This window comes from Frankia tisae (assembly GCF_025403405.1).
Taxonomy (GTDB): Bacteria; Actinomycetota; Actinomycetes; order Frankiales; family Frankiaceae; genus Frankia; species Frankia tisai.
In genome coordinates this window covers 1-2234 of sequence record NZ_JANEZT010000613.1, presented here as the reverse complement: position 1 = coordinate 2234, position 2234 = coordinate 1, and the positions used below count along the sequence as shown (strand labels likewise).

Below are 2234 nucleotides of genomic sequence, written 5' to 3'. Positions count from 1 at the left end.
GGGCGGTGCTTCTGGAGGCCACTCCTTGATTACGAGTGGATGTGCGGCCTAGTGGCGTTGGGTAATCGATTGCTAGTTCTGCTGGTGCCGCGGGGCCGGTCGCGGTGGTCAGGCAGGTGCAGGAGGTTGTGCGCGGTGGACGCTCACGGCGTAACCGGGGGCATCGGTGGGCCGATCGCCGAGGCCGGGGTCGTCGTCCGTCTCGTCCGGCCTGACGGGGATGCCCTGCCAGGTGGCGAACCGCCGGTCGAGGGTGAGACCGGCGGCGGCGCACCAGCCGTCGTAGTCCGCCAGCCCGAAGGGGGCGGCGGGCAGAGGAAGATGCGCGGCGTCGAGCCCGAACCCGGCCACGAGCAGGCCACCGGGGGCGAGGCGGCGGGCGAGCCCGCACAGGACCGCGGCCTCCGTCCCCGGGGCGAGCAGCGCGATGACGTTGCCGGCGGCGACGATGAGGTCGAACGGCCCGTCGGTGGCGGGTGAGATGGCGGCCCCCTCGGGCCGGCTGAACGGGCCGGGTGCGGCCAGGCCGGCGAGGTCGGCCCCGACGGAGTTGCCCAGGTCGGCGAGGTCGGCGAGGACCCAGCTGACGGCGGCGGACCGGTCTCGGGCCACCTCCAGCATCGAGGGGTCGGCGTCGACCCCGACGCACCGGTGCCCCAGCTCCGCCAGCCGGATTGCCACCCGACCGGTGCCGCAGCCCGCATCCAGGATCCGGGACTCGGCGGGCACCAGTGCGTGGCAGAACGTCGCCTCGCCGTGCACATCGACCCCGGCGGCGGCAAGCCGCGCGAACCGGTCCGCGTAACGCCGGCCCGGCCTGCCTGCGGTGAGTGACTCCCAGCGGGTCGTCACGCTGGGATTGGTCTGGTCGGGAGCATCCACGTCCCAGCTATACCGGATCTGCGAGACACCGGTCAGACGGGAAGGGCGAGAACGATCAGGTTGTCACGGTAGCTGTGCGTGGTGGTGTTGAACGCTCCGCCGCAGGTGATGAGGGCCAGGCGGGGCGGGCCGCCCGTTCGGAAGACACCCGTGTCCGCCAGCCTGGTCTTCACGACGTGCCGCCGGGTCACCACCTGGTAGTCGTGCTTCGTGCCGTCGGCGCTCGTGACGACGATCAAGGCCCCTATCTCGACTCGGCTGAGCGGGTAGAGGGCGCCGGGGCGACCGTTGTAGTCGACGTGCCCGGCGAGCACGACCGTCCCCGACGAGGCACCGGGGGCCCCGCCCCCTGCCCACCATCCCAGCGTCGCCGGGTCGAGCGGGACGTTGAGCGCGCGCGTGGTCGCGTTGACGGAGGCCACCATCACCGGCGCCGAGATGCCCAGGCTCGCCACGGCGACGGCCGTCGGCCGGCGTCGTAGGAGCGCCTGGACATCGGTGGGCGGCGACGGTGACGCGGTCGCCGCCGCGGCGCCCGTCCGGGTGGAACTCGCGAACGCCGCCGGCCCCTGCGACGCGGACGCCTCCTGGGAGACGGCCGGTGTCGCACCCGCGGCGAGCGAACCGACGTCGCCGGGGGGTCTCGACGCCACCCATCCGGCCATGCCACTGCCGCCGACGACGCTCGCGACCGTCGCCGTGACCACCAGTAGCCGGCGGCCACGGCGACGTCGACGGGTCCGGGCCAGCCGGGTGCCCGGCGGCCTGGGCCGGTCCGGGCCGCCCGTGGCCGGCTCCTGGCTCGTGGCCGGCTCCTGGCTCGTGGCCGGCGCGGCCGGTCCGTCCAACCCGTCCTCGGGCGGCGGACCGGCGGTCGCCGTTCGTCGGCGAGACTCGATCATCCCTGTCGGCGAGCCAGCCACGCTCGGCGGCGCTGCCACCCGAACAGGACCCCGGCCGATCCGACCCCGAGGCCGAGCGCCCCGATGGCCAGCACGGGCGGGTGCTCGTCATCCGCGGCCAGCCCGCTGTTGCCGGCGTTGACCGAGGTGGGCGAGTTTGCGGCCTGGTGGGACAGCCAACTGTACGAGCCGTTGCCACCGACGATGTAGAGGTTGGTCGTCGACCCGGGCTTGGTCGGCACCGTCTGGGCCGGTACCAGCGGCTTGCCCGTGGTGTCGGTCACCGTGACCGTGTGCGGTGTGCCGCCGCCTGGTGTGCCGCCGCCGGGTGTGCCGCCGCCGGGTGTGCCGCCGCCGGGTGTGCCGCCGCCGGGTGTGCCGCCGCCGGGTGTGCCGCCGCCGGGTGTGCCGCCGCCGGGTGTGCCGCCACCGGGCGTGCCGCCTCCGGGT

General features: G+C 74.8%; 2 protein-coding genes and 1 pseudogene. All 3 read right to left on the bottom strand.

Annotated elements, in window-relative coordinates:
- Window positions 1-108: 108 nt before the first annotated feature.
- Window positions 109-882 (bottom strand): class I SAM-dependent DNA methyltransferase, encoded by a 774-nt coding sequence (locus NBZ85_RS30510; protein WP_261559029.1) that lies wholly within the window; start codon window positions 880-882, stop codon window positions 109-111.
- A 32-nt stretch (window positions 883-914) separates the two neighbouring features.
- On the bottom strand, window positions 915-1730 hold the full coding sequence (locus NBZ85_RS30505; protein ID WP_261563360.1) for a class F sortase: 816 nt from the start codon (window positions 1728-1730) through the stop codon (window positions 915-917).
- 50 nt (window positions 1731-1780) lie between these two features.
- Window positions 1781-2234, bottom strand: a pseudogene (locus tag NBZ85_RS30500) (DUF4397 domain-containing protein); the annotation flags it as partial.